20 protein-coding genes are annotated in these 23,504 nt (G+C 40.3%); 8 read left to right on the forward strand and 12 right to left on the reverse strand.

Annotated elements, in window-relative coordinates; all coding sequences use genetic code 11:
• Positions 1-2: 2 nt before the first annotated feature.
• The 6 genes from C7S20_RS00965 to ggt all read right to left on the reverse strand — a co-directional run bounded on the left by C7S20_RS00965 (position 3) and on the right by ggt (position 8,751).
• On the reverse strand, positions 3-1,103 hold the full coding sequence (locus C7S20_RS00965) for an imelysin family protein (RefSeq protein ID WP_107010733.1): 1,101 nt from the start codon (positions 1,101-1,103) through the stop codon (positions 3-5).
• A gap of 156 nt (positions 1,104-1,259) precedes the next feature.
• A complete protein-coding gene (locus C7S20_RS00970) occupies positions 1,260-2,123 on the reverse strand; it encodes a hydroxymethylglutaryl-CoA lyase (RefSeq protein WP_107010734.1) in 864 nt (287 codons plus the stop codon).
• A gap of 109 nt (positions 2,124-2,232) precedes the next feature.
• Positions 2,233-2,847, reverse strand: coding sequence for a LysE family translocator (locus C7S20_RS00975; protein ID WP_107010735.1), 615 nt, complete (start codon positions 2,845-2,847; stop codon positions 2,233-2,235).
• Positions 2,848-2,863: 16 nt separating this feature from the next.
• Positions 2,864-3,886 (reverse strand): quinone-dependent dihydroorotate dehydrogenase, encoded by a 1,023-nt coding sequence (locus C7S20_RS00980; RefSeq protein ID WP_107010736.1) that lies wholly within the window; start codon positions 3,884-3,886, stop codon positions 2,864-2,866.
• 132 nt (positions 3,887-4,018) lie between these two features.
• The gene (locus tag C7S20_RS00985) at positions 4,019-6,892 is read right to left on the reverse strand and encodes a TonB-dependent receptor (protein WP_107014043.1); all 2,874 of its coding nucleotides are present in this window, start codon (positions 6,890-6,892) and stop codon (positions 4,019-4,021) included.
• A 158-nt stretch (positions 6,893-7,050) separates the two neighbouring features.
• Positions 7,051-8,751 carry a gamma-glutamyltransferase gene (gene ggt, locus C7S20_RS00990; protein WP_107010737.1) on the reverse strand — a complete coding sequence of 567 codons (1,701 nt, stop codon included), beginning with the start codon at positions 8,749-8,751 and terminating at the stop codon, positions 7,051-7,053.
• A gap of 96 nt (positions 8,752-8,847) precedes the next feature.
• On the opposite strand from ggt, the gene pepT reads away from it, so the two are divergent.
• Both pepT and C7S20_RS01000 read left to right on the forward strand, forming a co-directional pair.
• Positions 8,848-10,092, forward strand: coding sequence for a peptidase T (gene pepT / locus C7S20_RS00995; RefSeq protein WP_107010738.1), 1,245 nt, complete (start codon positions 8,848-8,850; stop codon positions 10,090-10,092).
• 67 nt (positions 10,093-10,159) lie between these two features.
• Positions 10,160-10,750, forward strand: coding sequence for a YdeI/OmpD-associated family protein (locus tag C7S20_RS01000; protein WP_107010739.1), 591 nt, complete (start codon positions 10,160-10,162; stop codon positions 10,748-10,750).
• 48 nt (positions 10,751-10,798) lie between these two features.
• On the opposite strand, the gene yajC is transcribed toward C7S20_RS01000, so the two are convergent.
• The 4 genes from yajC to C7S20_RS01020 all read right to left on the reverse strand — a co-directional run bounded on the left by yajC (position 10,799) and on the right by C7S20_RS01020 (position 13,750).
• Complete coding sequence (yajC, locus tag C7S20_RS01005; protein ID WP_107010740.1) at positions 10,799-11,092, reverse strand: preprotein translocase subunit YajC; 294 nt, start codon at positions 11,090-11,092, stop codon at positions 10,799-10,801.
• A gap of 8 nt (positions 11,093-11,100) precedes the next feature.
• A complete protein-coding gene (locus tag C7S20_RS01010) occupies positions 11,101-11,568 on the reverse strand; it encodes a DUF1573 domain-containing protein (RefSeq protein WP_107010741.1) in 468 nt (155 codons plus the stop codon).
• A 50-nt stretch (positions 11,569-11,618) separates the two neighbouring features.
• The gene (gene nusB / locus C7S20_RS01015; protein ID WP_107010742.1) at positions 11,619-12,563 is read right to left on the reverse strand and encodes a transcription antitermination factor NusB; all 945 of its coding nucleotides are present in this window, start codon (positions 12,561-12,563) and stop codon (positions 11,619-11,621) included.
• Between the two features lie 83 nt (positions 12,564-12,646).
• Complete coding sequence (locus tag C7S20_RS01020; protein WP_107014044.1) at positions 12,647-13,750, reverse strand: Glu/Leu/Phe/Val family dehydrogenase; 1,104 nt, start codon at positions 13,748-13,750, stop codon at positions 12,647-12,649.
• A gap of 131 nt (positions 13,751-13,881) precedes the next feature.
• Between C7S20_RS01020 and C7S20_RS01025 the strand changes: the two genes are divergently transcribed.
• From C7S20_RS01025 to C7S20_RS01045, 5 genes are all read left to right on the forward strand, one after another.
• Positions 13,882-15,639 (forward strand): ABC transporter ATP-binding protein, encoded by a 1,758-nt coding sequence (locus C7S20_RS01025; protein WP_107010743.1) that lies wholly within the window; start codon positions 13,882-13,884, stop codon positions 15,637-15,639.
• A gap of 71 nt (positions 15,640-15,710) precedes the next feature.
• Positions 15,711-16,100, forward strand: coding sequence for a PUR family DNA/RNA-binding protein (locus tag C7S20_RS01030; RefSeq protein ID WP_107010744.1), 390 nt, complete (start codon positions 15,711-15,713; stop codon positions 16,098-16,100).
• 78 nt (positions 16,101-16,178) lie between these two features.
• Complete coding sequence (locus C7S20_RS01035) at positions 16,179-18,686, forward strand: M14 family metallopeptidase (RefSeq protein ID WP_107010745.1); 2,508 nt, start codon at positions 16,179-16,181, stop codon at positions 18,684-18,686.
• 115 nt (positions 18,687-18,801) lie between these two features.
• On the forward strand, positions 18,802-20,592 hold the full coding sequence (locus C7S20_RS01040) for a TrkH family potassium uptake protein (protein WP_107010746.1): 1,791 nt from the start codon (positions 18,802-18,804) through the stop codon (positions 20,590-20,592).
• Between the two features lie 12 nt (positions 20,593-20,604).
• A complete protein-coding gene (locus C7S20_RS01045) occupies positions 20,605-21,312 on the forward strand; it encodes a potassium channel family protein (RefSeq protein WP_107010747.1) in 708 nt (235 codons plus the stop codon).
• Here C7S20_RS01045 and C7S20_RS01050 read toward each other — a convergent pair whose 3' ends face one another.
• Entirely contained in the window at positions 21,313-21,651 is a 339-nt protein-coding gene (locus C7S20_RS01050) for a tRNA-binding protein (RefSeq protein ID WP_107014045.1), read from the reverse strand.
• Positions 21,652-21,825: 174 nt separating this feature from the next.
• Here C7S20_RS01050 and C7S20_RS01055 point away from each other — a divergent pair, with 174 nt between their 5' ends.
• Positions 21,826-22,467, forward strand: coding sequence for a peroxiredoxin (locus C7S20_RS01055; protein WP_107010748.1), 642 nt, complete (start codon positions 21,826-21,828; stop codon positions 22,465-22,467).
• 72 nt (positions 22,468-22,539) lie between these two features.
• Here the strand turns inward: C7S20_RS01055 and C7S20_RS01060 are convergent, their stop codons facing one another.
• A complete protein-coding gene (locus tag C7S20_RS01060; RefSeq protein ID WP_107010749.1) occupies positions 22,540-23,472 on the reverse strand; it encodes a peptidylprolyl isomerase in 933 nt (310 codons plus the stop codon).
• Positions 23,473-23,504 lie beyond the last annotated feature (32 nt).

A 23,504-nucleotide genomic window follows, 5' to 3' on the forward strand; every position in this document is an offset into this window, starting at 1 on the left:
AACTAGTCGCCGTCAGAATCTACATAATCCACACCGATATACAGCACCTGGATCATATCTACTTTCAATAGAACCACAGCCTTTTGAAGTTCATCAAAAGCGGCAAGCATTTTAGAATTGTCATTTTGCACCTGGGCTGCCAGGCTTTCGTTTAAGGTTTCAGCCTGGCTGATGATAGCATCAAACTGAGCGTTGATCTGGCTGGCAAGGTTTTCGGTTTCCATGGCAGGCTGCATATAATTGATATACTGGCTGAAGCTTTTTCCAGTTTCACTGCTTCCAAAATGTTTTCCGTTAAAGAAATCCTGAACGCTCTCGAGCGCTTTGATATATAAGGCTCTTGAAAAGTCTTCAGAATAATAAGCTTCCACATTTCCAGGAGAAGGGGTTCCCGTAAAGGCACCCGCAGGAAAACCAATTTTACCAGAGCGGATAAATTTTTCGAAATACATGATATAATCATTGGTAAACTTATCGATACTTCCAGTGCTGGAAGAGCTGGTGTTGTTCACGAACTGATCTCTGAAATCGCCCTGCCATGAAGAATTCACTTCTGCAGTAAGAGAATTGATACGTGAAGCGAGATTTTCCAGATAGGTTTTATAATCTTCAGAAGCATATTTAGCGGCGATCTCAGCATCGGTCTCACCAAGACCGTTGATCATATAATCCAGGGCCGGAAATCCCTGCTGATCGTATGCGTTAACCGAAGTAAGATCATAATCTCCCGCGATATTAGCTTCGATAGCCGAAGCATCGGCAGGATAGGTATTTAAGAAATGACGGAAATTGATCTCCATTGCCTTGCCAATTTCAAACATAGACACTGTTTGAAAATCAAGATAAGCTGTTTCAAAAGCGGCACGAAGTTCTGCTAGATTCGCTTCGGAAGGATCACTGGTAAAAGCAGTGGTTTTATCCTCAAGATCTTGGGTTGAATTTTTAAAATTCGAAAACGCGGGGATGATGATATTATCGGCCCAGTTGGCGAGCATTCCCTGACGATCGAAATTATTAGGATTAATACTGCCGCCTTCATCGTCTTTTGAACAGGCCGCAAAAACCAGAGTAAATACCAATAAAATTCCTGTGATTCTTTTCATTCTTCTTTATTTGTGATCGCAAAGGATCAATTCTTTATTTAGACTCGTTTAAAATAATTTCGGCAAATATAAGAATGCGAATAAATCAGTACAACATTATTTAGATTAATTTTAAATAAAGTTTATTAATAGAAGTTTTTAAAGCGATAAATACTCCTAATAATAAGCAGCGAAAATTTTGGAAGCCTCATTATAAGCCGATTCAAAACTGGTCATTTTGATATGAGTTTCGGCTTTCGCTTTATTAAAGTAAGAAAGCATTTTTTCGGAGGGCATATTCCCGGTAAGTTCATCCTTGGCCATCGGGCAGCCTCCAAAACCCTGTATGGCGCCATCAAAACGTCGGCAACCGGCCTTATAAGCCGCGTCGATCTTTTCATGCCAGCTCGAAGGTGTGGTATGAAGGTGCGCACCAAATTCAATTTCGGGATATTTGGGAATGAGGTTCGAAAACAGATAATCTATAATCTCAGGTGTTGAACTTCCCACGGTATCGGAAAGCGAGAGTATCTTCACCCCCATTTTCGAGAGTTTTTCGGTCCACTCCCCTACGATCTCCACATTCCATGGATCTCCATAAGGATTTCCGAAACCCATACTGAGATAGGCTACCACCTCTTTATTCGATTTTTCAGCGATATTGAGAATTTCCTGAAGCACTTCTACCGATTCCGCGATGGTCTTATGCGTATTCCGCATCTGGAAGTTTTCAGAAATCGAAAATGGATATCCCAGGTAATCTATCTCCTCGAATTTGGAAGCATCATCGGCGCCTCTGGTATTGGCAACGATGGCCAGAAGTTTGCTCCTGGTTTTGGAAAGATCAAGTTTAGAAAGTACTTCGGCAGTATCACGCATTTGCGGGATGGCTTTTGGAGACACAAAACTTCCGAAATCTATGGTGTCAAATCCGCAGCGCAATAAAGACTGAATGTAGCGGGCCTTTTCCTGAGTGGGAATAAAATCCCTGATTCCCTGCATGGCATCACGCGGACATTCGATAAGCTTGATCTCTGTCATACGCCCAAAGATAGTATTTTAAAGAAAATGGAAAAAGGCCTGGTTTTTATTGAAAATGCAAAAATTTCCAAAAGCTTTCTTTCTGAAGCAATGAAGAATTCGCAAGAGATTATTTCAGAATTAATACCGCAATTAAGATGAAAATGACGATTTGCATCCATTTAAGGAAATAACCCGATTTGGGATGCGATTTTATAAAAACCGAAATCTTATCGGCCAATAGCGCCACAATTGAAAAGATCAACAAAGCCTGCAGCATAAAAATGATTCCCAGGATATAGAACTGCATGACGGTGTTTCCTTCAGGTTCCCACAGAAAACCAGGGAAAAAAGCCAGGAAGAATATGCCCACTTTCGGGTTGAGCACATTCATGATAAATCCCTGCCGGTATAAAGACCAGAGACTTTTATTTTTTATTCCTTCCGAAGAAAAGGCGATCTCGGGATTGCTTTTATACACCTGCCAGGCGAGATATAGCAAATACCCTGCGCCAAAGATTTTAATGATCAGAAAAACATTTTCTGATTGCCTGATGATCGCGGAAACTCCGAAAGCAACAAGGCTGGTGTGAACAAGGATCCCGCTTACGAGGCCTGTAGCCGTTACAATTCCCTGTTTCGCATTATAAGCAATGGATCGAACCAGCACATAAATAATGTCCGGCCCTGGTGCCAGGGTTAATAAAATTGAAGCGGTCAAAAACGGAATTAACTGGTCGGCCATCTATCCATTTAAAATTTTAAATCCCTTTCTTAAGAATTTCCTGGTTGATCCTTTTGATCAAAGCAGGTCCTTCATAGATGAATCCGGTATAGAGTTGAACCAGGCTTGCACCGGCTTCCAGTTTTTCAATGGCATCTTCGGGGGTATGAATTCCTCCTACGCCGATAATCGGAAAAGCCTTATTGCTTTTTTCAGATAGGAACCTGATCACTTCGGTTGATCGTTTGGTCAAAGGTTTTCCGCTGAGTCCGCCGGTTTCATTTTTATTTTCAGAATGAATTCCTTCCCTTGAAATAGTTGTATTTGTTGCGATCACTCCGGCGATACCGGTTCCTTTTACAATTTCGATGATGTCCAAAAGTTGCTCATCGGTAAGATCGGGAGCAATTTTTAATAATATCGGTTTCGGTTTCGCTTTTTGATCATTTTTCTGTTGCAGGCTATTCAAAAGTTTCTTTAGCGGCTCCTTTCCCTGAAGTTCACGCAGATTCGGCGTATTGGGGGAACTCACATTCACCACAAAATAATCTACTTGATCAAAGAGTTTTTCGAAGCTGTAGAGATAATCATCAACCGCATTTTCATTGGGAGTGACCTTATTTTTTCCAATATTTCCACCGATCAGTACATCGGTGTTTTTTCTAAGGCGTTCCACCATTTTTTCAACACCCTCATTATTAAAACCCATCCGGTTGATGATCGCGGAATCTTCAGGCAAACGGAAGAGTCTTTTCTTTTCATTCCCCGGCTGTGGTTTTGGCGTAACCGTGCCCACTTCAATAAATCCGAATCCAAGGGCCGAAAGTTCTTTATAGAGTTTCGCGTCTTTGTCAAATCCCGCAGCAAGACCCACCGGATTAGGAAATTTTAACCCAAAAACCTCTCTTTCCAGGCGTTTATCCTGCAGAAGGAATTTTGATTTCAGAAAATCTATAGCTCCGGGAATCCGGCAGAAACTCTTTAAAAAATCAAAAGTAAAATAATGTACTTTTTCAGGATCAAATTTGAAAAGTAAGGGACGAATTAGCGATTTATACATTCCGGGCTGGTTTCTGCAAAAATAGGTTAAAATATATTTTCAGAAAACCCTGTGAAATCTGCAAAAAATAACCGGCCCGATTTGTAAAAACAAATCAGGCCGGTTTATCATATTAAATAATTTTATTTTTCCTTAAAGGGAAATGCTAAGCCTTGCAAAAAGAAATCTCCCTCCAATCCCAAACTGCTGTGATCTCCTGGACCAGTCAAATCTTCCACCACTTCGGTTTCCATACTGTTCCTCTGCTCTGTCTGGATAAATATCAAAAATATTATTGGCTCCGGCGGTTAACCTTAGAGCATCTGTGACTTTATATCCAATTGAAAAATCTGTTACCAGTTTAGAACCAAAAACCTGTTGACTTTCAGGAGTGGTCGCGGCTTCGGTCACTTCTCCAAAGAAAACATTTCGTAAAAAGAAATTAAATTTATTCAGCGCCAAACTATTTGTCAAGTTAATCTTGGTTCTGGGTACCGCTTCTTCCAAATAAATACGGCTATCTTCAGGAAAATAAGTATTCACCAATCCAGCACGTTCCAATTGTGGAGAAGCTTTGATATCACCCACCTGTTTCGTTTTAGAAAGTGTAGCGGCAAGATCAGATTTCAACTGGACATTCTGTGAAAAGAACGCTTTATGCGTTAGTACCAGGTCTAAACCTTTAGATTCGGTATCGATCGCATTTGCGAAAAAAGAGGCCGCAGTAGCATTGGCCTGAGACAATAGATTATCGAGTTCAGTACCTGTTCCGGGGCCCTGAAACTGGCCGGTATAAACAATGCGGTTATCAATTGCCACAAAATATCCGTCAACAGTCAAGGTTATATTGGCCTCGGGCATACTGGCAGTAAAACCAAGACTTATGCTTTTTGAAGTCTCTTCTTTAAGTTTTGGGATTCCAAGAAGCTGAGCAGGCCTGCTGTCATTTGAAAATGTACCTACTTCTTGTGGATCACCATTATTATCAAAAATTGTTGAAGTTGAATTAAAATACAATTGATGCAATGAAGGAGCTCTAAAACCGGTATTGGCCGCACCTCTTATATTGATATTGTCGGTAAGCTTATATCTCGAAGATACTTTAAAATTAATGGTAGAGCCGAAATCGGAATAATTTTCAAAGCGGGAAGCAAAAGTAAGAAGGAAAGCCTTGGTAAAATCTGCTTCAATATCGAAATATCCGGCTATACTACTACGCTGTCTCGATAGTTCATTTTTTGGGCTAAACCCTGGAAAAACCTGAGATCCTCCTGGCCTTGGATTTCCAAAAAAGTCGGTTGCAGGCATTTGATCTGCCCTTGTAACAACATCTCCATTTTGAGTATACTGCTCGTAAGAGGCTTTTTCTCCGGCATAAATTTCATAGGTTTCTAATCGATATTCTGCCCCAAAAGCGACATTCAGGTCTTCAAAAATATTATCATATAATTGAGAAACATCGAGGTTGGTGGTATTTTGCGCGAAAGAAAATCCGCCAGCATCAAAACTTGTCGGGCTGGCCCTTTGCAAGGAGGCATTGGAGGTATTTGAAATTAAATACAGGAATTCATTTTTCCCCCAGGTATTACTAAAATCTACATCCCATTCTCCCACAGTACCACGAATTCCCACAGCGAGTGACTTATCGTTTATCTTTGAATTTATTTCAGGTAAAAACCCGTTTATATATATTGGAGTATAGGTTCTGCTTTGATTGGGCAGACGATAGAATCCGGCAGAATTTCCTTTCCGGGAACTCATACCTGCAAAAGAATATAACTCGGTCCCTGCATCGTCAATGGGAAGAGACATATTTGCAAAAAGTCTTCCGCCTCGAAGTGCAGACTGGCCTACCCTCATATTAAAGTCACTTCGGTTAAGATTTCTGGCATCAAGTTCATTTTCGGTGACATTCAAATCGAGAAGAGATTGCAAGGCTGCCCTGTCTTCGGCATTAGCGATATCATTTTTGAAAGAATCATCGAAATAAGAAACATTTTGGGCAAACTGTTTTATTTGTTCGTTGCTCAGATTGGCAATATCTGCGCCTGCATTTGAAGCAACCCTTTCCACCGCGTTGTACGCATTAAAAATACTGCCTTCCCATTCTTTCATTCGGTTATAATCTTCGCGATAATCAAAATCTCCTGCAAAGGTTATAGAACCACCGTTATCTCCCAATTTAATTCCATAGCTTGCGGCCACATTCACGGTTTCACCATCTACTCCGCCGGTTTGTTCATTGGCATTTTTTGTAAAATTAGCTCCCGTGGTGACATCGAAATTTAGCTTATCAACATCGTCTTTAAGAACAATATTTATTACTCCCGCAATAGCATCAGAACCATACTGAGCAGCCGCACCATCGCGCAGCACCTCAATTCTTCCTATAGCCGCGGCCGGGATTGCATTTAAATCAGTCCCCACACTTCCACGACCGAAAGTTCCATTTACATTGATTAAAGAGGAATTATGTCTTCGTTTACCATTTATAAGCACAAGAACCTGATCAGGTCCCAAACCCCTTAGAGAAGCAGGATCTATATGATCTGTTCCATCTGAGATTGTTTGAGTATTTGAAGAAAAGGAAGGTGCTACATAATTCAGCATCTGATTTAGGTTCACCTGAGGTACTTCCTGACTAATTTCACTCACATTCAGTACATCTACAGGAACTGAAGATTCAGTAACTGTTCGTGCCCGATTTCGCGAACCCACCAGAACTACTTCATTAAGAGCCATCCCCGCAACCAGGGTGACGTTTATTACCTCACGATCTACTTCAATTTGACGCGGCTCAAAACCTACAAAAGTAAAAACCAGGGTTTGACCCAGTGACGCATCAATTGAGTAATGGCCGTCAAAATCGGTTACCGTTCCTTTATTTGTTCCTTTTACAGCAACAGATACTCCCGGCAGAGGCTGGGATTGTTCATCTACCACTGTACCTTTAACTTCGGTGATTTGTGCCTGCGTTAGCCACCCTACAAGGAGCATACAGACCATTAAAAAGTAATTTTTTTTCATATTTCTTTTGGTTTTAAGCGCATAAGGTAAATATAATTTTGCGTTATTAACCAAATTTTGAATAATAACTAAAGAAATATGGTATTCAGTGAAAATTTTTTAATCACTTATTTCTGGATAATATCTAAAAAAATTTAATCGACTATTGCGGGGGTTTTTCAGAAACCAACCGCAGTGTCGTCTCCCCTTCTATCGGCACCACCTTCCATACGCCCATCGGGAAGCACCAGGATAGCATCGACCTTCCCGATGACCGTAGATTCCCCAACATTGATATTATACCCTTTTTCCTGCAGAGAATTAAGCAGTTTTTCATCAAAACCTTCAGGTTCGAACAATATTTCGTCTGGCAACCATTGATGATGAAAGCGTGGGGCATCTACCGCCTCCTGCATGGTCACGCCAAATTCTTTTACATTAAGGATCGTCTGCAAAACTGAAGTAATAATGGTCGAACCTCCGGGAGAACCCAACACCATCCATAATTTATCGTTTTTCTCCACAATGGTGGGGGTCATAGAACTCAACATTTTCTTACCGGGTGCTATAGAATTGGCTTCAGCTCCAATAAGGCCGAACATATTTGGAAAACCGGGTTTAGCGCTGAAATCATCCATTTCATTATTAAGAAAAAATCCTAATTCGGGCACAAAAAGTTTTGAACCATAGGCGCCGTTTAAGGTTGTCGTCGCTGCGATGGCATTTCCATATTGGTCTACGATAGAATAATGAGTGGTTTCCATACTTTCATAACCGGCAATTTCTCCATGTTCTACTTCAGAAGAAGGGGTAGCTTTGGTAAAGCTAAATTTATCCATCCTGTTTTTTAAATAGGAATCACTTAGCAATGTATCTGTTGGAATATTCACAAAATCTGGATCTCCAAGATAGTAACTGCGATCAGCGTACGCCCTTCGCTCCGCTTCGGTTAAAACCTGTATGGTTTTTTCCGAATTATGGCCAAATTCCTTCAAAGGAAAAGGTTCCACCATCTTCAGTATTTGTCCAAGCACGATTCCCCCGCTAGAAGGAGGCGGCATGGAGATCAGTTTCAAATCTTTATATTTAACGCTAATTGGATCTCTCCATTGAGCACGGTATTCGGCGAGATCTTCCATGGTCATGATCCCACCGTGAGCCTGGAGATAATTGACCAATTCCCGGCCTATGGAACCATTATAAAATTCTTTCCTTCCATTTTCCGCAATTTGCTGTAAAGTATTTGCCAGTTCTAAATTATGAATGGTGTCTCCAGCCATATAAGCTTTTGAAAAGAGAATACTATCGTTGTTAACCTTAAGGAAAAGTTCCCGATATTTTTGAAGATTCTCTGCCTGATGTTCTGTCACCACAAAACCTCTTTTGGCAAGAGCGATCACTGGTTTAAGTATCTCGGGCATTGGAAGGGAACCAAATTTTTCATGGACTGCAAATATTCCGGCAACAGTTCCTGGAACGCCCACGGCGAGACCGCCTATTTTACTTTTTTCTGAAATAACATTTCCTTCAGCATCCTGGTACATTCTTTTAGAAGCTGCCAACGGTGCTTTTTCCCTATAATCTAGTGAACCTGTACTGCCATCAGCTTTCCGATAGACCATAAAACCTCCACCTCCCAGGTTTCCTGCAAAGGGATAGGCTACTGCAAGGGCCATTTCTGTAGCTATCATGGCGTCAAATGCATTTCCTCCTTTGCGAAGTATTGAAAGGCCAATTCTGGAAGCCTCTTCCCGCGCCGAAACTACCATTGCCTTATTGGCAATAAGTCCAGTATTCTTATCCTTTTTCTCTGAAACACCTTTTACGGCTGGTTGACAGGAAATAAGGCTTATTAAAAAAAGGAGAATTAGTTTTTTCATAAGTTTAAGAGAAAGAATTATGGGTTAATCTATATTTGTTGTTGGCATTAAAAACTTGAAAAGTAGCCTATATTTTTTTCTAAAAAAAATCTAATAATGTTCAGAAAAGACAGGATCATAGACCGTTTCTTCGGCTATGTAAAAATAGATACCCAAAGCGATCCCAAAAGCAACTCCACTCCGAGTACCGAAAAACAGTGGGATCTTGCCAACAAACTGGTAACAGAATTAAAGGAAATCGGGATGCAGGAGGTGAGCATCGACGAGAATGCCTATGTAATGGCCAGCCTTCCGGCAAATGTTTCACACAAAGTGCCCGTAATAGGCTTTGTTGCCCATTTTGACACCACACCCGATTTTACGGGTACCAATGTGAATCCGCAGATCGTAGAAAATTATGACGGTGGTGATATTCTGCTGAATGAAGAAAAAAACATTATCCTTTCCCCTGAATATTTTGAAGATCTCATTCAGTATAAAGGCCAGACACTCATCACCACTGATGGAACCACTCTTCTCGGAGCCGATGATAAAGCTGGCATTACCGAGATCATGACGGCGATGGAATACCTTATAGATAATCCTGAAATTCCACACGGCACTATCAAAGTTTGCTTTACTCCCGATGAAGAAATTGGTCGCGGCGCCCATAAATTCGATGTGCAAAAGTTTGGCGCAGAATGGGCGTATACTATGGACGGCAGCCAGATTGGTGAACTGGAATTTGAAAATTTCAATGCGGCCGGCGCAGTAGTCACCGTTGAAGGGAAAAGCGTGCATCCCGGTTATGCCAAAGACAAGCTCGTCAATAGTATGTATATCGCGCAGGATTTTATCAATTCACTGCCGAGGCTGGAAACTCCTGAACATACCGAAGGCCGACAAGGTTTTTTCCACTTAACCAATATCCATGGGAATGTTGAGGAAACGGTTTTGGAATATATTATAAGGGATCATGATAAAAAGCATTTTGAGGCGAGAAAGAAGATGATGAAAGATCTGGTTGCAGAAATTTGCAAGCAATATGAACGGGAATGCGTAAAAATTGAGATAAAAGATCAGTATTTTAATATGAAGGAAAAGGTGGAGCCGGTAATGCAGATCGTTGAAATCGCTGAAGAAGCCATGAAAGAGCTTCATATAAAACCCATTATCAAACCTATTCGTGGCGGTACCGATGGAGCTCAACTGAGTTTTATGGGTCTTCCCTGCCCTAATATCTTTGCCGGCGGCCATAATTTCCACGGAAAATATGAATATGTCCCTGTAGAAAGTATGCAGAAAGCGACCGAAGTAATTGTGAAAATCGCTGAAATGACCGCCAATAAATATAAAAAGTAGGTATAACTACAAATTTAGACCTTCCAGGTTTTTAAAACCTGGAAGGTCTCCAAAACTCATTAAAATAATGGCTGTTTCCAAAGTTGAAGAATATATCGACAAACATCCTAAATGGAAGAAACAACTTTGGCAGTTACACGAAATGATACTCACTACCGAACTCGAGCCCGCTATAAAATGGGGCGGTCCTGTATATACTCTAAACGGGAAAAACGTGCTGGGCATTGGGGCTTTTAAAAATCACTTCGGAATCTGGTTCTTTAACGGAGCTTTACTAAAAGAAAACACTTCCTTACTCGTCAATGCCCAGGAAGGAAAAACCAAAGCCCTGAGGCAAATTAGATTTGAAGAGGGAGACGAGTTAAAGGTTTCCATTTTATTGCCTTACATACAGGAAGCCATTCAGAATCAAAGTGAAGGAAAAGAAGTAAAACCCGTAAGGAGCAAAAAAATTGAAATTCCCGCCCTGCTTTCTGAAGCCATGAAAAAAGACCCGGAGGTAAAGTCCGGTTTTGAGGCGATGTCACCGGGTTGTAAAAGGGAATATGCCGAATATATTTCTGAAGCGAAAAGGGAAGAAACAAAATTACGCCGGCTGGAAAAGATCATCCCAATGATCAAAAGCAAAAAAGGACTCAACGACAAGTACAAATACTAAAAAAAAGCGGCCCGAAAGCCGCTTTAATTTTTTCAAAATTCTTTATTCTTATTTTTTGGCCTTTGCAGGTTCATTTAATTTTTGAGTCATTTCCATAGAAATGGAAGAACGGTCAAAAGTGATTTTTCCCGCGCCGGTTTCAATGATCACCGCATTATTCTTTTCGCTGAAATCGATAATTTTGCCATGCATTCCGCTTTTTGTGACCACACGGTCTCCTTTTTTAAGTTCGGCAGCAAAATTCTTTTCCTGTTTAGCTTTTTTCATCTGCGGGCGTATCATAAAAAAATACACTACCGCAAACATCAAAATAATCGGTGCAAACTGTGATAATTTATCCATATATGCTTTTAGCTGGCTTTATTGGTTCCTTCAGGTTCCACAAAAGCCTTGATCTTAATTTGTTCTTTTCCAGATTCGGTATTGGCAGAAAGAGTTACTGTTTTAGTAACCTGGCCGTTTCCTGATCCGTTGTATTTTACGAGTAATTCACCAGTTTCTCCGGGAGCAATAGTCTCGTTTTTAGGATAGGTTGGAACAGTACAACCGCAGGAGCTGGTGGCATTGGTGATTACAAGAGGCGCTCTCCCCGTATTGGTAAACTGAAAAGTATGTTGTACAGGAGTTCCTTTTGTAATGTTTCCAAAATCATATTCGGTTTCATCAAAAGTGATTTCAGGATAAACGTTTTCCTTAGCATCACGTTCAGCTGCTGTTTCTACATTTTCAGCTTTAACCTTGTCTGAAGCATTATTGTCTTTACAACCTGTAAAAACCAAACCTCCGACAACTGCAAACATTAAAATTGCTTTTTTCATCGTTAAAGTTATTTTTTATTTTAAGGCCTAAAATTAATAAAATTTCCTGATTACATCAGGCCACGGCCGCTTTTATTTAATTTATCATCAACTTTATACTCTTTTGACAATTTGTCGAGCAGGCCATTGATGAAAATGCTGCTTTTTGGAGTGCTGTATTCCTTGGCTATTTCAAGGTATTCATTAATAGTTACTTTCACCGGAATGCTTGGGAATTTCAGAAATTCACAAATAGCCATTTTTATAAGTACCATATCCACCTCGGCAATACGGTCTTTGTCCCAGTTTGGTGTTCTTCCCAGCATTTCCTGTTCCAGTTCCTCGCTATTGAGATAGGTTTTTCTGAATAATTTTATTGCAAATTCACGGTCTTCCTCATTCTTGAACAAACTGGTGATCTTCTTCTTTTTCCCGGATGGTTCTTTGAGCTTCTGAAGCATTTTCAAAATAGCGGTGTTCACCAAAGGAAGATCATCAAGCCAGGTAAGTTTAATATCTTCAAGATATTCGTAAAGCTTTTCGTTTGGAGCGATATACTTCTTGAAGATGGTGATAATAAAATCTTTATCTTCTTTAAAATCATTGTCCCGGGTACGCATATATTCCTCGTACTCCATACTGCTCCTTATCTCATTCCAGATAATTGCCGCATATTCATCATCATGCTTCCACTGGTTGATCTTATGTTTTTCAAGAGCATGTTGTAAACTCTCATTTTCATTGAGAATTTCAAAAATTTTATTATTCAAAAATTTCCTGTTGGGATCTTTCTCTTCGCTGGTGGCGAGATGTTTTTGCTGAGATTTTTCTAAAAAAGTTTCGGCGTGTTCCCTGATCTCTGTGATCAGGCTAAGTTGAAGCAGGAAAAGATCATACATTTCTTCCATGCTTTTTACGAGGAATTTCTCTTCCGTGGCAAGCTTATCATTCTGGCTTTGGTTAAAGGCGTACAAAGACTGCATTACTTTAACCCTGATATGTCTTCTTGTCAACATAATTGTAAAAGAACTTTTTTAGAAATTAGAAAGGGCGAAAGAAAAACTTTCGCCCTGCAAAAATATCAATTTATTGGAATTGACTAATTCAAATGTTGATTTTTTCTGTCGGCAATTCGTTGTTTCGCGATCTGCAGTGCGGCAAAATGAGTGGTCATGTCTTCCCTGGCCGCCTTTTCAAGGATTTGCAGGGTGGTATTATAAATATTCTCAGTCTTCTGCATGATCTCTTTTTTTCCATATTTCTCGAGCTCGGCATAGACATTTATAATTCCGCCGGCGTTGATAAGAAAGTCTGGAGCGTAAACAATTCCTCTTTTCTGAAGAATTTCACCATGTTCCACTTCATTGGCAAGCTGGTTATTCGCCGCGCCGGCAATGATATCAACTTTTAATCTGTCTATTGTATCGTCATTGATAGTGGCTCCAAGTGCACAGGGAGCGTAAATATCAACATCGGCAGAATAGATGTCGCCATCAGTAAAAATATGTGCTCCATATTTTTTACTTACCTGTTGAAGGCGTTCTTCACTGATATCGGTAATAAATACCTCGGCACCATCTTTTACCAGATAATCAACCAAAGTTTCACCCACATGGCCAATTCCCTGCACAAGCACTTTTTTTCCGTTGAGATCATCGCTGCCATATTTGAATTTGGCTGAAGCTTTTATTCCCATAAAAACACCATAAGCAGTCACCGGTGAAGGATTACCGGCGCCTCCTTTAGATTCTGAAATTCCGGTAACGTAAGGAGTTACTTCCCTCACGGTATCCATATCGGCAGTTTCCATACCAACATCTTCTGCAGTAATATATTTTCCGCCTAAAGAATTTACAAATTCACCAAACCTTCTCATAAGGGCGGGTGTTTTGTCTTTTTTCGCATCGCCTATGATTACCGCTTTACCTCCTCCAAGATTAAGACCGGTAATGGCGCTTTTGAAAGACATTCCTCTGGAAAGCCTCAAAACATCGTTAAGTGCTTCCCATTCGCTGGTATAATTCCACATTCTTGTACCGCCCAGGGCCGGCCCTAAAACCGTGTTATGAATACCTATTATTGCCTTTAAACCTGTATCTTTGTCGTTGCAAAAAACGATCTGTTCATGATCGTCAAACGACACCTGCCCGAAAACCGGAGCAGATTTTTTAAGTTCTTTTGCGTTCAAAACGTCAACTTGCATAATATGTTGGTTTTTTAGTTTAATGTATTTTGAATTTGACAAAATTACACCACAAAAATAATGATATTTTTAATTATTTTATTTTTTAAAGGTGTTAAATTAAGGAATTCGCAATAAGACCAATTTTTAGAATGGGAAATTTAAAGCACCTCAATAAATATTTTTATAAGTACAAATGGAAACTTCTCATAGGTTTGATCATTACGATCGCCGCCAGGATTTTTGCCATTTATTATGTGCCACTGATTGGAAGGAGCACCAAGATCATTGAAAAATATCTCAATGGCGAGGTCACAGATATTTCAGAAGTGAAACATCAGCTTCTGATCAATATTTTGCTGATTGCCGGCACCACACTTATTTCTGCATTTTTTACTTTTTTGATGAGGCAGACCTTCATCGTGGTTTCAAGGCATATGGAATATGACCTTAAGAATGAAGTCTATAAACATTACCAGGAACTTTCCCTTAATTTTTACAAAAAGAACCGAACCGGGGATCTGATGAACCGCATCAGTGATGATGTTTCAAAGGTGCGTATGTACCTGGGACCGGCGATCATGTACAGCGTTACCACTTTCACCTCAACAGTGGTGGTATTGATCTTTATGATCAAATCGGCGCCTGAATTAACTCTTTATACGGTTATTCCCCTGCCTATTCTCTCGTTTGCTATTTACAGGCTTAGCGTGGCGATACATAAAAGAAGTACCATTGTACAGCAATATTTATCGAAACTCAACACTTTTACCCAGGAAAGTTTTAGCGGGATCGCAGTGATCAAATCTTATAGTATTGAACCCTCTACAACTTCAAATTTTACCACACTTTCTAATGCAAGCCGGGATAAGAATATTGATCTGGTGAAAGTGCAGGCCTTCTTTTTCCCGCTGATGGTTTTACTCATCGGGATAAGCAATATCATTGTTATCTATATAGGTGGCCGCCAAATTCTTTCCGGGCAAATAGAAAACATAGACGTACTGGTAGAATTTATCCTGTACGTGAACATGCTCACCTGGCCGGTAGCCTCGATAGGCTGGGTAACTTCATTAGTGCAACAGGCCGATGCTTCGCAGGAGCGGATCAATGAATTTTTAAACGTAAAACCTGATATTACCAATCCCAAAGAGGAACCCGATGAAATAAAGGGTAATATCGAATTCAAAAATGTAAGTTTTACTTATGACGATACCAATATTACCGCACTGAAAGATGTTTCTTTTAAAATTGACAGTGGGCAAACGCTTGCGATCATTGGTAAAACAGGTTCCGGGAAATCGACGATCCTTGAGCTCATTGGCCGACTTTACGATATTGATGAGGGCGAAATTCTCATCGACGGAAGGAATATTAAGAAACTGAATCTTGACAGCCTTCGTAAAAGTATAGGATATGTGCCGCAGGACGCTTTCCTTTTTAGTGACAGCATCAGGAATAATATCAACTTCGGTAAAACTGAAGCCGACGAAAAGGAAATCATTCAGGCAGCCAAAAATGCTTCCGTTCATAAAAATATCATCGGTTTCAGTAAAGGTTATGACACGGTTCTTGGCGAAAGGGGAATTACTCTTTCCGGCGGACAAAAGCAGCGGGTTTCCATCGCACGCGCTATTATTCATGATCCTGAAATTTTACTTTTTGACGATTGCCTTTCCGCAGTAGACACAGAAACCGAAGAGGAAATTCTGAACAATTTGTTCGAAATCACTAAGAATAAAACCACCATAATTGTAAGCCACCGTGTTTCTTCCGCAAAAAATGCTGATAAAATTATCATTCTTGAAGATGGAAAAATCATTCAGGAAGGCTCACATAGCAAGTTATTGAGCCAGAGTGGATATTATAAAGAGTTGTACGCAAAACAACTAAATGAAAAAGAAATGTGAAAATTTTTTGTTAGATGTTAAAAATTTTTAGATTTTTGAGCATCATAACAAACCATTAAAGAATTTATTTTATGAGCGACAAGGATATGATGGAGAAAGAAGAAATATTCTCTAAAGTTTTAAGAGCGGGAAGAAGAACCTACTTCTTTGATGTTAGATCCACCCGCGCAGAGGACTACTACCTTACAATCACTGAAAGCAAAAAATTCACTAATGATGATGGTTCTTTCTATTACAAAAAACACAAAATCTATCTTTACAAGGAAGATTTTGACGGATTTAAAGAAATCCTTGAAGAAATGACCAATTATATCATTGATGAAAAAGGAGAAGAAGTGATTAGCGAACGTCACCAGAAGGATTTCAAAAAGGAATATGATGATGAGAAAGCTCCGGCAACGGCAGCTTCGGCTTCAACAAGTCCTGAAAAATTCACAGATCTTAGTTTCGACGATATTTAGGAACAAAATATCCTGTAATCGATAAAACCGTCCCGAACAGGGCGGTTTTTTTTATATTAGATTTCTAAAAAAAATTAAATGCGAAAACTCCTACTTTTATTTCTTTTTATTAGCCTACAACTTCAGGCTCAAACAGAAGAAATCACTCTGGATTATTATCTTCCCGACAATGTAAATTACAATCCTGAAATCCCTGTTCCTCAGGATATTATTGGCTTTGTTCCCGGTGAATGGCATGTCACGCATGACCTGCTGTTAAATTACATGAATAAGCTCGCAGAAGTTTCACCGCGTATAAATATTGAAAATCGCGGAACGACCTATGAAGGGCGGCCTTTGGTTTTACTCACCATTTCTTCCCCTGAAAATCTTCAAAATATTGAACAAATAAGGCAGAATCATCTTAAACTGATCGAAAAAAATTCCGAAGCGGTAAACACTAAAAATATGCCTGTGGTGATCAATCAGGGCTTTTCCATCCATGGAAACGAACCCAGTGGAGCAAATGCTGCTTTGATCTATGCTTATTATCTCGCTGCTGCGGAAGGCCCTGAAATTGAAAATACACTTAAGAATACGGTAATCCTTCTGGATCCATCTTTTAATCCGGACGGACTGCAGCGTTTCGCTTACTGGGCGAATACGAACAGAAGCAAAAATATCAATCCCGATCCTCAGGACCGTGAATATGACGAGGTATGGCCGGGCGGGAGAACCAACCACTATTGGTTTGACCTCAACCGTGACTGGTTGCCGGTACAATTGCCCGAAACACAGGCGAGGATCGCAACCTTCCATAAATGGTATCCGAATATCCTTACCGATCATCACGAAATGGGACCCAATTCCACTTTCTTTTTTCAGCCGGGAATCCCTTCCAGGACTCACCCGCTTACCCCGCAAATGAACCAGGATCTCACCAAAGAAATCGGGACCTTTCATGCAAAAGCATTAGATAGCATTGGTTCACTTTATTTCACCGAAGAGAACTATGACGACTTTTATTACGGAAAGGGTTCAACATTTCCCGATATTAACGGAAGTATAGGTATTCTTTTCGAACAGGCCAGTTCCCGTGGTCATGCGCAGGAAACAGAGAATGGTATTCTCACCTTTCCGTTTACTATAAGAAATCAATTCACTGCAGCACTTTCTACACTGGAAGCCTCACAGAAAATGAGACAGAAACTGCTTAATTACCAGCGCAGTTTTTATGAGAACGCCAGAAAATCGGCTACTGATGGTGCCTGGGCCTTTGGAAATTCAAAAGATCCCGTGAGTGCCTATAAACTGGCCGAAATCCTGAAAAGACACCAGGTCGAGGTCTATAGTGTAGCCGACAATTTTTCAGAAAACGGAGAGAAATTCAGTAAGGGCTCGGCTTATATAGTGCCTAAAAATCAAAGGCAGCATCGCCTGGTGGAAGCCATGTTCGAAAAAAGAACGAGTTTCCAGGACAGCCTTTTTTACGATATTTCTGCATGGACCTTCCCGCTCGCTTTCAATCTTGATTATACCGAAAATGCTTCCATGAAAAAGGCGGGGCAGAAAATAGAAAACCTTGAAATTCCGCAGCCCGAAAAACCCGGCAAAAGTGATTATGCCTACTTGCTTGACTGGAACAATTATTATTCTCCCAAAGCGCTGAACATGATACTGAATAAAGGTTTGCGTGCAAAAGTTGCCATGAAAGAATTCAGTTTAAATAGTCAAAAATATGATTACGGCACTATCATGATCCCGGTGCAGAATCAGAAATTATCATCAGCAGAAATTCATAAGTTCCTCACTGAAGTTTCCGAAGAAAGCCATGTTAAAATAACTGCGGCGAATACCGGGATGACCAAAGGGATCAACCTGGGGAGCGGGGAATTCAAGGCCTTGCAGCCTCAAAAGGTAGCTTTGATCGTCGGGGAAGGCATCAGCTCTTATGACGCCGGCGAAATCTGGCATTTATTTGACCAGCGCTATGATATGAAGATCACCAAACTGGATACGCGGAACCTGCCGCGTACAAATTTGAGCAAATACACAGATATCATTCTTCCAAACACATGGAACCTTGATCAATCAGCTGCTTCCAGCCTGAAAGAATGGGTTCGCGAAGGCGGAACGCTTATTGGCTACCGAAATGCCGCAAACTGGCTTAAGAAAAACGATTTCATAGATTTTAAATCCAAAGAAAATAAGCTGGTTGCAAAAGATATAAGTTTTGAAGAACGTGGAGATTTTCGCGGCGCACAGGGTATTGGCGGGGCTATTTTTGAAGCGAAACTTGACAGAAGCCATCCTATCGCTTTTGGTTATAAAAACGATAAAATCGCACTTTTCAGAAATACGACCTTATTTCTGGAACCCGACGAACAGAGCTATAACAATCCTATCAAATACACAAAAAATCCTTTGCTGAGTGGCTATATAAGTAAACCCAATCTGGATTCACTCGCAAATTCGGTTCCTTTCAAACACGAAAAGCTGGGCCGTGGGGATGTGATCATTTTCACCGATAACACAAACTTTCGCGCGTTTTGGTATGGAACGAATAAATTATTAATGAATGCCATTTTCTTTGGAAAGGAGATGTAAAGAGAGTTTAAATAAATTTTAAGACTATTCTTTTAGATTTAAATAACTTAGCACCTCAAAATTCGGGACTTGATTTAAACGTCCTTTTTAATAGTATGCGCAAATTCTTTCATAAGTGAAATTCTCCGGATTCAGAAGTAGATTAAGGGATGAGAGATTTTTAAATTTCTTAAACCGTTTTTCGTTTTTTCTAAGTCTGATCGCTATTTTGGTCGCGATCTATGATCTGGGTTTCAGGCATCCCCAGTATAGTGAGGAGGAATTAAATAAATTCTATTTCATCATTCTTATTACAGGGGTAGCCACCATCATTCTTCGGTATTTTCTTTTTAAGATCAAGTTCAGACTGAAGGTTCGGATCTTTGACACTTTGCTGGGATCTCTGTTTTTTATTCTGATTTTGGTGAAAATGGATACTCTGCGAGATAACCTCGGATTCCTGGAAAGTCTGAATAAAATGCTCTATGTTTATTTAGCAGCATTTATTTATTTCATAAGGGAATTTGCAACCGTAGAATTTAATTTTAATCGACAGAATCTCAACCCGGCGCAGCTTTTTATGGCCGGTTTTCTTTTTATAATTTTAACGGGAGCGGGCCTTTTAATGCTTCCCAACGCTACACATAATGGCATTAGCGCACTGGATGCCCTTTTTACTTCCACCAGTGCCGTTTGCGTCACCGGCCTGATCGTTGTCGATACAGGATCTTATTTTACGGGATTCGGCCAAGGCGTGATCTTACTGTTAATGCAGCTTGGAGGTCTGGGAATTATGACTTTTGCCAGCTATTTCAGCTATTTTTTCAGAGGTCAGACTTCGTATAAAAATCAGTTAATGCTGAAAGACGCTACTAATTCCGAAAAAATTGGTGAAGTCATAAGTGTCTTAAAAAAGATCCTTTATATCACTTTGATCGTGGAATTTTTAGGGGGAATTTTTATTTATTTCAGTCTGAATAAAAGTGAAATGGCGCTAATCTCTGACAGGATCTTCTTTTCAGTTTTTCATGCTGTCAGCGGATTTTGTAATGCGGGTTTCTCTACCCTGGAAAACAGCCTTTACGAACCCGGTTTTCGGCATAATTATACACTTCAAATGGTAGTCGCCTGCCTTTTTATCCTTGGCGGAATTGGTTTTCCCATCGTTCTGAACCTCTATAAATATGTGGTGTATAAGTTGAAACATGGGCTACTAAGAATTCAGAAGAAAAAGGAAAGGATCCATTTGCCCTGGATGATCAATATCAATACCCGAATTGTGATCGTTACCACAGGAATTTTGCTTGCGGTAGGAACGCTTGGATTTTACGCTTTCGAATATAACAATACACTTGCAGAACACAGCTGGTATGGAAAGATCGTCGTTTCGTTTTTTGGAGCAGCAACTCCACGTACAGCGGGTTTCAATTCGGTAGACACAGGAGCCCTTAATTTCAGTACTTTAATGATGATATTCCTGTTGATGTGGATAGGTGCTTCTCCTGCCTCCACCGGTGGTGGTATTAAAACAAGTACCATTGCGATTGCAACTTTGAACTTTTTTAGTCTTGCAAGGGGCAAAGATCGCATAGAGATTTATAAAAGGGAAATTTCTTACGCTTCAGTAAGAAGGGCTTTTGCGATCATCTCATTATCTTTAATGGTGATTGGAATGGCCGTTTTCATGATCGCTTCCTTTGATGAAGACAAAACACTTCTAAGTATCGCCTTTGAATGTTTTTCGGCATACAGTACGGTGGGCTTGTCAACGGGGATCACTGCAAGTCTTTCGGCTCCTTCAAAAATAGTGCTCATCTTCACCATGTTTATAGGCCGGGTAAGCATGCTTACCATTTTGATCGCCCTTCTGAGAAGAGTGAAACATTTAAATTATCGTTATCCCACCGATGAGATTTTAATAAACTAAAAGAACTCAACCATGAAGTATATTGTTATTGGACTTGGAATTTTTGGATCTTCAATAGCCGAAAAACTCACCGGTATGGGGAATGAGGTGATTGGAGTAGATGTAAATCTGGGAAAGGTAGAAGGGATCAAAGAGAAGATCACTCACGCCGTGGGCCTTGATGCCACCGATGTGGAAGCAGTAAAAAACCTTCCTCTTAAAGATACCGATGTGGTAATTGTTGGAATTGGGGAAGACAGGGGAGCCAATATTATGGCTGCCGCCCTTATGAAACAGATGCATGTAAAACGACTTATTGCAAGGGCTGTGGATCCTTTACAGCGAATGGTTTTGGAAGCAATGGGTGTAAAAGAGATCATTCATCCCGAAAAGGAAACTGCCGACCGCTGGGCACAGAAGTTAAATATGGAAGGAGTGGTAGATAGTTTTGAACTTGATAGCGAGTATAGTATAGTAGAAACAAGAATTCCACCGGAATATGATGGAAAAGCAATTAAAGACCTTCAGTTAAAAAAGGAATTTAATGTGATCATTCTTACTACTATGAAGGTATCCCATACTAAAAATGAATTGGGAGCAGAAACTGAAAAACCCACCGTGCAGGGAATTGCAAGGGCCGATACCATTTTATCTCAAGATGAGATTATGGTACTTTATGGGTACAACAAAGATATTGAGAGGTTGCTGGAAGAACACCGAAAATTCAAAGAAGGCATTTGATTAGCCAATCTTTAATCCGTCTTTTACTTTCTGGCCTGGAGAGAGTAGCACAACATCTTCATCTTCACCGAGAACACCCAGAACAAGACATTCACTTTTGAAACCGGCTATACGTTTTACAGGAAAATTAACCACGGCGATTACCTGCCTGCCTATGAGTTCCTGCGTGGTATAGCGGCGGGTTATCTGTGCTGACGAATTCATTACCCCCAATTGTTCCCCAAAATTTATTTTCAATTTATAGGCAGGTTTCCTGGCCTCGGGAAAAGATTCTGCTTTAAGAATGCTTCCAACGCGCAGGTCGATTTTTTCAAAATCTTTCCATTTTATTTCTTCCATAATCAGCATTTGTGAGGTAAAAACTTAGTGAAATCCGGCTTTTATGATTAATTTTAAGGAGCAAAACTGAATTTACTGCAATTTAACCTAATCTTATAATCAGAGGTATTTATTTTTCGTAATTTTATTTTCCTATAGATTTAATAGGATTAACCTAAAAATTTAATATTTATTATGAGCGAGTTGAAATTAGGAGACAAAGCCCCAAACTTTGATGCCCAAACTTCGGAAGGAAAGATCAATTTTTATGATTACCTGGGAGACAGCTGGGGAATTCTTTTCTCACATCCGGCAGATTATACGCCTGTTTGTACAACCGAATTAGGAGCAGTAGCCAAATACAAAGACGAATTTGCAAAAAGAAATGTAAAGGTCCTGGCGCTGAGTGTTGATGGGCTGGAATCCCACAAAGGCTGGATAAAAGATATCAATGAAACACAGCATACCCAGGTTAATTTTCCGATTATTGCAGATGAAGACCGAAAGGTTTCCAACCTGTACGGAATGATTCATCCAAAAGCCGATGACACGCTTACAGTGCGTTCAGTATATGTTATCGGGCCTGATAAAACCATCAAATTGATGATTACTTATCCTGCCAGTACAGGAAGGAATTTTGATGAATTATTAAGGGTCATAGATTCCCTTCAGTTAACTGCATATAAGAAAGTGGCGACTCCTGCGAACTGGAAAAGCGGTGAAGATGTGGTTATAAGTCCTTCAGTTTCTAATGAAGAAGCCGATAAGATGTTCCCAAAAGGATACAAAACCATTAAACCTTATTTACGCATGACCCCACAACCCGATTCAAAATAAACCGGGAAGAAGAAAAGTAAAAGGCGGCGTGAAAAATTTTCACGCCGCCTTTTTTATTATTTTGGAAAAATACTATTTAACTTCCATCAATTCCACATCAAACACTAAAATGGCATTTGGTGGAATTACGCCTCCGGCGCCTCTCTCTCCATATCCAAGATGAGGCGGAATCACCAGCCGCGCCTTATCTCCTACCTTCAGTTTCAGGATTCCTTCATCCCAGCCGGGAATCACATGCCCCATACCCACAGGAAATTCCAAAGGCTTGTTCCTTTTATATGAAGAATCGAAAACGGTGCCATCAGCCAGCTGACCTTTATAATGTACGGCAACAGTTTTGCCTTTTTCGGCCTGCTTTCCATCTCCTTTATTGATGATCTTATATCGGAGTCCGCTTTCGGTTTTTTCAAATCCTGCGGCAAGTTTTTCGAGCTCTGCCTCGGCTTTCTTTTTAGCTTCCTCTTCTTTTTTTACTTTTTCAGCATTAAAATTTTCAAAGGCCTTTACGGCATCAAAATTTTCAGCATCGCTGCCTTCACGAATGATCTCCAGTTTTTCGATCTTATCACCCTGCTGGATCTTGTCAACCACATCCTGACCTTCGACCACATTTCCAAAAACCGTATGTTTTCCGTCAAGCCATGGAGTTTCAACATGAGTGATAAAAAACTGACTCCCGTTGGTACCAGGCCCGGCATTGGCCATCGATAATTTTCCCGGTTCATCATGCTTCAGGTCAGGATGGATCTCGTCATCAAAATTATAACCCGGGCCACCGGCTCCGGTACCCTGTGGATCACCTCCCTGGATCATAAAATCTGGGATCACCCGGTGAAATTTGAGTCCGTCGTAGTATGGCTCTCCTTTCTTTTTCGCTTTGTTTTCAATTTTGCCTTCCGCAAGGCCTACAAAATTGCCAACCGTGCCGGGAGTTTTTTTATATTCCAGCTCTGCAAGGATCTCTCCTTTTGAAGTGTGAAATTTGGCATATAATCCGTCGTTCATTTTTCTAAATTTTTATTGAGTTGCAAAGATAC

Origin of the sequence: Christiangramia fulva (assembly GCF_003024155.1) — a bacterium.
GTDB lineage: Bacteria > Bacteroidota > Bacteroidia > Flavobacteriales > Flavobacteriaceae > Christiangramia > Christiangramia fulva.

Coding starts and splice junctions, on each gene's coding strand:
- C7S20_RS00985 (WP_107014043.1), bottom strand. CDS start 6,892: ATGAAAAAAAATTACTTTTTAATGGTCTGTATGCTCCTTGTAGGGTGG.
- ggt (WP_107010737.1), bottom strand. CDS start 8,751: ATGAAAAAACTAATTCTCCTTTTTTTAATAAGCCTTATTTCCTGTCAA.
- yajC (WP_107010740.1), bottom strand. CDS start 11,092: ATGGATAAATTATCACAGTTTGCACCGATTATTTTGATGTTTGCGGTA.
- C7S20_RS01035 (WP_107010745.1), top strand. CDS start 16,179: ATGCGAAAACTCCTACTTTTATTTCTTTTTATTAGCCTACAACTTCAG.
- C7S20_RS01020 (WP_107014044.1), bottom strand. CDS start 13,750: ATGCAAGTTGACGTTTTGAACGCAAAAGAACTTAAAAAATCTGCTCCG.
- C7S20_RS01060 (WP_107010749.1), bottom strand. CDS start 23,472: ATGAACGACGGATTATATGCCAAATTTCACACTTCAAAAGGAGAGATC.
- C7S20_RS01000 (WP_107010739.1), top strand. CDS start 10,160: ATGGCTGTTTCCAAAGTTGAAGAATATATCGACAAACATCCTAAATGG.
- C7S20_RS00980 (WP_107010736.1), bottom strand. CDS start 3,886: ATGTATAAATCGCTAATTCGTCCCTTACTTTTCAAATTTGATCCTGAA.
- C7S20_RS01045 (WP_107010747.1), top strand. CDS start 20,605: ATGAAGTATATTGTTATTGGACTTGGAATTTTTGGATCTTCAATAGCC.
- C7S20_RS01010 (WP_107010741.1), bottom strand. CDS start 11,568: ATGAAAAAAGCAATTTTAATGTTTGCAGTTGTCGGAGGTTTGGTTTTT.
- C7S20_RS01050 (WP_107014045.1), bottom strand. CDS start 21,651: ATGGAAGAAATAAAATGGAAAGATTTTGAAAAAATCGACCTGCGCGTT.
- C7S20_RS01030 (WP_107010744.1), top strand. CDS start 15,711: ATGAGCGACAAGGATATGATGGAGAAAGAAGAAATATTCTCTAAAGTT.
- C7S20_RS00975 (WP_107010735.1), bottom strand. CDS start 2,847: ATGGCCGACCAGTTAATTCCGTTTTTGACCGCTTCAATTTTATTAACC.
- pepT (WP_107010738.1), top strand. CDS start 8,848: ATGTTCAGAAAAGACAGGATCATAGACCGTTTCTTCGGCTATGTAAAA.
- nusB (WP_107010742.1), bottom strand. CDS start 12,563: ATGTTGACAAGAAGACATATCAGGGTTAAAGTAATGCAGTCTTTGTAC.
- C7S20_RS01055 (WP_107010748.1), top strand. CDS start 21,826: ATGAGCGAGTTGAAATTAGGAGACAAAGCCCCAAACTTTGATGCCCAA.
- C7S20_RS00970 (WP_107010734.1), bottom strand. CDS start 2,123: ATGACAGAGATCAAGCTTATCGAATGTCCGCGTGATGCCATGCAGGGA.
- C7S20_RS01025 (WP_107010743.1), top strand. CDS start 13,882: ATGGGAAATTTAAAGCACCTCAATAAATATTTTTATAAGTACAAATGG.
- C7S20_RS00965 (WP_107010733.1), bottom strand. CDS start 1,103: ATGAAAAGAATCACAGGAATTTTATTGGTATTTACTCTGGTTTTTGCG.